We start from the raw sequence: 6908 nt of genomic DNA on the forward strand, positions 1-6908 counted from the left end.
GCCGAACGGGCTCTTCCAGACGCCCGAGCTTTTCCCTGAGAGAAAAACGCGTTCCGGCATCCGCTTGGCTTTCAGGCGCATTGGTCGGGAGCCAGCGCTGTCGTGTCGCAGAGTTCGGCCAGCGCGCAGGTGATATGATAGAGCGAGCTGCCGGGCGCCGGCTCTTCGATCCAGCTGCCGTCCGCGCGCCATTTATCGCGCCATGCGCCGCGTTTCGGCACGTCGAAATATTTCACCAGCCCGGCGAGCGCCAGTTGCGCCTCCACGCGCTCGGCCGTCTCCCCGGTGCGGCGCAGCCGCGCCAATGCCGCTTTCAGCCGCTCCGTTTGCGGCCAGAGCCGGGCGTCGGCGTTGCGGATCGCGCCGTCGGTGGTTACTTCGTTGATGGCGACGCCGCGTCGCGGATCGACGCCTTGGCGGCGCGCAAAGCCGACGAGCCGGTCGGAAATCTCCGCGGCGTGCGGAGTTTCCCATTGCGCCAGCGTTTCGAACAGCCAGGCCCATTCGCAACAATGGCCGGGTTCGACAATCCGGCCCTCGACGCCGGAAAGCGGATACAGCGCGGCGTCGAAATATTCGGTCAGTGCGCCCGTAGCGGGATCAATGAAGAATTTCGCGCAAAGCGCAGCCACATGTTCCGCCCTGGCTCGCCAGCGCGGCGCGCCGGTTGCGGCGTACAGGGCGATGAAACTCTCCAGCAGATGCATATGCGGATTCTGCCGGAACGGCGGGCATGGCGCGATCTCGCCTTCCCAATATCCGCCATGCGGCAGCCGCCAATGAGCTTCGAGCGCGTCGTCGAGCGCTTCCGCCGCCGCGAACAGTTTTTCGTCACCGGTGGCGCGACCCGCATGGGCCAGGGCCAGCAGCATGAAGGCCTGATCATAGAGATCGGCGCGCAGGTCAAGCGGCGCGCCTTGCGCGTCAAAAGTGTGGATATAGGACCCGTCGGGCTTTCGCCCGGCGCGCAGGAGAAAATGGACGCTGGCTTCGACCATTTCGCGCCACGGACCCGTCCAGCCCAGCCGGCCCATTTCGCAAAAAGCGAAAATATGCCGCGCCTGAACGAAAAGGCGCTGCGCACAGGCATCCCTTTCGCCCTCGATCGACAAACGCTCGGGAAACAGGAAAATGTCGCCTTCGGCCCGCGCGGACCACAGCGGCGCCGCCGCCTCGAACAGCCACGCACGGCATTGGACGGCCATTTCGCCCAGACTATTGTCGCTCTGGATCAGCGGCTGATCGGAAAAACGCATCGCGGGCGCCTTCTGCAAGTCAAACGGCTTCATGCTGGGTCGAATTCGCGCCCAGGCCCAATTCGTCGATAAAAGCCATCAGATCGCCGCCGCGAAACAGATGGCCCGGGATCCCGGCCGCCTCGGCCGCCCGGATATCGCTGTCCTTGTCGCCGATGAGAAAGCTTCCTTCCCGCTTGACCGGCCAGTGGAGGAGCAGGTCGTCGATCATGCCGGAACCGGGCTTGCGCCATTCATGCGTCTGGCGGTAGGCCTCGACGGTCCCTTCGGGATGAAAGGGGCAGTAACGCCAATCGTCGATGGCGGCGCCGAAATCGGCCAGTTGCTCCGCCATCCAGCCGTGCAGCACGGCGATGGCGGCTTCGTCGTAATGACCCTTAGCCACGCCCGCCTGGTTGGTGACGACAAAGACGAAATAGCCGGCGTCGTTGAAGGTCTTCACCGTTTCGCGTGCGCCCAAAACCCATTCGAATTGTTCGGGCTTGTGGGTATAGCCATGGTCGATATTGAGCACGCCGTCGCGATCGAGAAAAACCGCCGGACGCTTGCGCTGGCGCGGCACGAGTGAGTCGGCGGCGGCAAGGGTTTCGGGCAGGCCGATGTCGATGAAAAAGCCGGAATAATCGTAACCGCGCAAGCCGCCCCGGCTGACCAGCGCCGGCAGCAGATCCGCCTCCAGCGAGGAGGGACAGCCCAGTCCCTGCAAGGCGCGGCGGGTCAGGTAATAGACGCCGCCATTGATCGTCGCCGTCTCCAGGTCGCGGCCGCGCGGATGGATCCGGGCGACCCGGTCGCCGAGCCGTTCGACGGTTTCATAGCGATCGGGCCGCACCACATGGCGCAGCGACAGCGCCGCCGTGGCGCCGTCGCGCCGGGCGCGGGCGACGAGATCGCGCCAGTTGAAGTCGAACCAGGTGTCGCCGTTCAGCAGCAGAAACTCCTCGTCCAGCAGCGGCAGCGCATTGACCAGCGCGCCGCCGGTGCCAAAAGGAGTCGGTTCGATGGAAAGCTCCACGCGGCAGTCGAAACGCCGCTCGATTTCGCGTTCGGCCAGAAAGGCCTCGACCCGTTCGCTCTTGTGTCCGGCCAGCAGGATGAAACGACGAAAGCCGCGCCGGCGCGCCTCCGAGATCAGCACTTCGACAAAAGGCGTCCCGCCGACTTCGAGAAGAGGTTTCGGCGTAGCCTTGCCGACGGCGCCGAGGCGCGTTCCAAGCCCGCCCAACAGGATGACGCATTGATCGATCAAGCCATCGCTCCATTCCGCCAACAGGCTTGTTCACCCGTTCCGCGACGTTGTCCAGCCTTCCGCTCCGTCGAAGGTCACTTTGGCGGAATCGGCGAGACCTCCGGCGGCGTTCAGCGCGCTGATCAGCCGATAGCGGTTTTCGGGATCGGTCATTAACATGAGGAAACCGCCGCCGCCAGCGCCCGAGACTTTCCCCGCCCAGGCGTCGGCCTTCATCGCCACATCGTAGATTTCCTCGACCTTTTCGTTGGACACGCCGGCGGCCGTCTTTTTCTTGGCCAGCCAGGAATGGCCCAATATATCGGCGACGCCGCGCACATCGCCGCTGAGCAGCGCGAGCTTCATTTCCGTCGCGTCCTGTTTCAGCGCGTGCATGCCGGCAATGGTCTCGGCGTTCAGCGTCTTGAGACCCGATACCTGCTCCTTGATGATCGTGTCCGAGCGGCGCGATTGTCCGGTGAAGCAGATGACCAGCGAAGATTCAAATTCGTTGAGAAAATCGCGCCGGATCCGCAACGGATTGACGATCACCCGGTCCTCGGCAAGAAATTCCATGAAATTCAGCCCGCCGAAGGCCGCCGCATATTGATCCTGACGTCCGCCCGCGAGTTTCAGGTCGTGGCGTTCGATCTCGAAGGCCAGGCGCGCCACGTCATAGGGGCCGAGTGGCAATTGCAGGGCGTTGACGAAAGCCTCGATCAGCGCGACGACCAGCGCGGAGGAGGCGCCGAGGCCCGATCCCGCGGGAACGTCGATGGTCGTGGAAACCGTCAGCGGGACATTCTCGCCGTCGCAATAGGCCTTCATCACATGCTGATAGACCGCCTTGTGGAGCATCAATCCCTGGTGAATCTGCAGGTCCTGGCCCGGCTCGATCTCTTCTTCCTGGCCGACGTCGCGGGCGCGAAAGATCAGCTTGCCATTCGTGCTGGAGAAGACATGGGCATAGGCGAAACGATCGATGGTCGCATTGAGGACGGCGCCGCCATATTGATTGCAATAAGGGGAAAGATCAGTGCCGCCGCCCGCAAGTCCAAGCCTAAGAGGCGCCCGGGCGCGCACGTTGAAAACCTTATGGCTCGACATGAAAACCCCAACTAAATCAACTTGCATTCATACGGACAGGCGAAATTCGGGCGAGCTATAGACTCCCGGTCCGGCGATGGCAAGGCGAAGGTGCTGGGAGCGCGGAATTGCCCCCGCTTCGGGCCGCGTGCTAGCAAACCGGCGGGCTGCCGGGACGCAAGGTATTCATCCCGGAATTCGCAGATGAGTTAAAGCTAAGTAACCAGCATCTTCTCCCTGGGACCTGGAAAAATAATCGACATCTGTTTTAAAAGGTTAAACTCATAAAATATCAAATATTTACAGCATATATCGATACGCTTGGAGATTGGCGCGCAAAAACGTGGGTTTCTTCATCGCGATCGGGCCGCCCAGTCCGGTTGAGGGAAGAAGTGGTTGCTCTTTGGGCCGCGGCGCGCCACCCAACCATTTGAATGACGCGCTCGGAAGGCGCCGAGCGTTCCGGCGCCTGGTGGACATTGCCCTAAAAACTATCTAAAAACCCGCGATGTCTGAATCAGGGTTAACCATCGACGGGTTTTCTGGGCCTTTCCTGATCGAATTGGGCTCGCCTCTGTTTCGGATGAGAAACAGTAGGTCTTGTTTGCAACGTTGTCTAATCCAACTAATAACGAGGGAAGTCTTCCACTCCATGAACTGCGGCTCTAGTGCTAAGAGAATGCAGCAATGTTTCGATGGAGCGCGGGCGATAAGTTCAAATCGTCGGAGCCAAGTTAAGTCGACATTCTTGTTGCCGAGTCGTTGAGCCGATGGCTTCGTTCCGGACCAATTCAACCCGGCTTACGCTCTTCAGTTACTGAAAGTTGGCGATGCTTGATGCTGAGAAAAAACTATCCGTTTCGGGAATGAACGTCGAAACGCAGACCAAAAAGCCGGGTTATGTTTCCTCGTTGGTTGCGGGAAGACCCGCGGCGGAGCGCAGGGCGCTGGCTGCGTCCGACCCGGTCCGCGCCGCGCTGCTTGCCAGAATTGCACAGCTCGGAGACGAGCGGATTCACTTGCTGCGGCGGCTCGACAAGTCCTATCGCAGGCCGTGGGAGCACTTCAATTATTTCGCCCTTTTTTGTTTGCTGAGGGCCCTCGCTCTTTTGACCAAGCCTTTTTCGCATCGCCGCTCCGACAGGTTCAAGCGTTCCTCCGAAAAACGCAGTCCCTGGCGTTTCAGAAAATTGCTCGCCACGGCACAGAAATACAAGCCTGAAGCCATTGCTCGCCGCATCCTCGTCGCGGACTATCGCGTTCCGCGACCAGACCTTTCCGCCGGAGAACGCGCGACCGTTGGAATGTTGAGCGATCTTCGCGCTCTCGGTTATGAAGTCACTTTTCTTCCAACCGACATGAAGGAATCGCCCGGTTACGGCGACCGGATTCGCTCTCTGGGGGTCGCCGTGATCAGCGAGGCGTCCGGCTACAGCCACGTCGGCGACTTCATCGAGCGTGAGGGGTACAGTTTCGGCGCCTTTTACCTTATTCGCGTCGATGTCGCAGAAATCGTTCTTCCGCTGGCGAGAACGGTCGCTCCGCACGCGCGCTTCGTCTTCCATGCGCCAGACCTCTATTTCCTGCGCGCGATGCGCGAAGCGAAAGTCAAGAACGATCGCGTGGCCATGGCGAAAGCCATGGCCACGCGCCTCCGCGAAGTCGAGATGATGGGCGCTGCCGACCATATCGTAATCGTCAGCGAGGCTGAACTTCCCTTCGTGCGCGCCGAACTGCCCAACAAAGGGGTTTCCGTCTTTCCCGCGCTCTACGCTCAGGTGACGAGCGAACCACAGGGCTATTCAAGCCGGCATGATATTTTCTTTCTCGGCGGCTTCGCACATATGCCGAATATCGACGCCGTCATCTGGTTTGCCGAGAACGTCTGGCCGCTGGTTCACCACGCTCTTCCCGCAGTCGTTTTCAAGATCGTCGGAGCTGAAATGCCTCCCGCCGTGGTCGATCTCGGCCAAAAGCCCGGCATAGAAGTCGTCGGCTTTGTGCCGGAGCTCGACCCTATCCTCAACAGCTCGCGGCTTGGCGTGGCGCCGCTGCTTTACGGCGCCGGCATCAAGGGCAAGGTGGCCGTCTTGATGGGCGCCGGCGTTCCCAATGTCTGCACGACCATCGCCGCGGAAGGCATGGGCATAGTCGACGGCGTCCACGCGCTGGTGGCCGACGACCCGCGCGGCTTCGCCGACGCCGTCGTCTCGCTTTACACCGATGAAAAGCTGTGGACGCGGGTTTCGGCCAATGGCCGCGCTTTGGTTCAGGAACGATTCGGCGACGCCGCCAACCGCGCTTCGTTTTTTTCCGCGTTGAACGACGCGCGGGCGCTGTCGATCCCTCTGTTCATCGAAGCCTGCAACAAGTCCGAGCCGATCGGTTTTCCGATTTACGACTCGGCGATCGTTCCAGATGTCTCTATCATCGTGCCGGTTTACAATAAATGGGATCTGACCCTCGCCTGCCTGAATTCCATCGCGCTCACCGGCGCCGACAGCGGCCTGCGCTATGAAGTGATTCTCGCCGACGACGGTTCGACCGACGACACGATGAATGCGGCGCAGATTTTCCCCGGCCTGCGAGTCGTAAAGTCGCCGACCAATCTCGGCTTCCTGCGCAACTGCAACAATGCTGCGGCCCAAGCCCGCGGCCATTACGTTCTGCTGCTCAACAACGACACGATTGTTCTGCCCGGCTGGCTGAAAACTCTTTATCAAGCGATGGAAGCCAATCCGGAAATCGCCATCGCGGGCTCGAAACTGCTCTATCCAGACGGTAAAGTTCAAGAAGCCGGGGCCGCGCTATTCCAGGACGGCAGCGCGATCAATATCGGCCGCGGCCTGGAGCGGGACGCGCCCATCGTCAATATCGCCCGAGAGGTCGATTACATCTCGGGCGCGTCAATACTGATCCGGTCGGATTTCTGGAAATCTGTCGGGGGGTTCGACGAACGATACAAGAACGCCTATTGCGAGGATTCCGACCTGGCGATGTCCGCGCGCGCACATGGCATGGTCGTGTGGTACGAACCCGCTTCCGAGGTCATCCATTTCGAGCACCAATCCTATGTGGACGAAGCGTCCTCGCATAATTTGGCGCTCGCGCTGCAAAAGGACAATACCGCGATCCTCCGCGAAAAATGGGGAGAGGTCTTCAAAGAAGACCATGTTCCGCCCCAGGAATACCAAGGTGCGGTGGGTGATGCCGAGCGCCCAATTCCCCCCTCGGCGCCGGCGCGCCGGAAAAACGGAAAGCCCATTATCGATTAGAGCGTTTTCAAGCGAAGTGGATACCGGTTCGCATGAAGAAAACGCGTAAAAACAAAAAACTAG

Annotated in this window: 4 protein-coding genes; 1 reads left to right on the forward strand and 3 read right to left on the reverse strand. The window is 60.7% G+C overall.

The genetic code is table 11. From position 1 onward, the window contains the following. Positions 1-71 precede the first annotated feature (71 nt). From ACLP2E_RS18110 to ACLP2E_RS18120, 3 genes are read right to left on the reverse strand one after another with little or no spacing between them, the layout of a single operon-like run. Complete coding sequence (locus ACLP2E_RS18110) at positions 72-1256, reverse strand: AGE family epimerase/isomerase (protein ID WP_442466731.1); 1185 nt, start codon at positions 1254-1256, stop codon at positions 72-74. Between the two features lie 19 nt (positions 1257-1275). After that, complete coding sequence (locus ACLP2E_RS18115; RefSeq protein WP_442463062.1) at positions 1276-2505, reverse strand: HAD-IIIA family hydrolase; 1230 nt, start codon at positions 2503-2505, stop codon at positions 1276-1278. A 30-nt stretch (positions 2506-2535) separates the two neighbouring features. Then, positions 2536-3591 (reverse strand): GHMP family kinase ATP-binding protein, encoded by a 1056-nt coding sequence (locus tag ACLP2E_RS18120; protein WP_442466732.1) that lies wholly within the window; start codon positions 3589-3591, stop codon positions 2536-2538. A gap of 809 nt (positions 3592-4400) precedes the next feature. Here ACLP2E_RS18120 and ACLP2E_RS18125 point away from each other — a divergent pair. Then, on the forward strand, positions 4401-6845 hold the full coding sequence (locus tag ACLP2E_RS18125; protein ID WP_442463060.1) for a glycosyltransferase: 2445 nt from the start codon (positions 4401-4403) through the stop codon (positions 6843-6845). Positions 6846-6908 lie beyond the last annotated feature (63 nt).

Source organism: Rhodoblastus sp. (genome assembly GCF_052145335.1).
In the GTDB taxonomy this organism is placed as follows: domain Bacteria; phylum Pseudomonadota; class Alphaproteobacteria; order Rhizobiales; family Beijerinckiaceae; genus Rhodoblastus.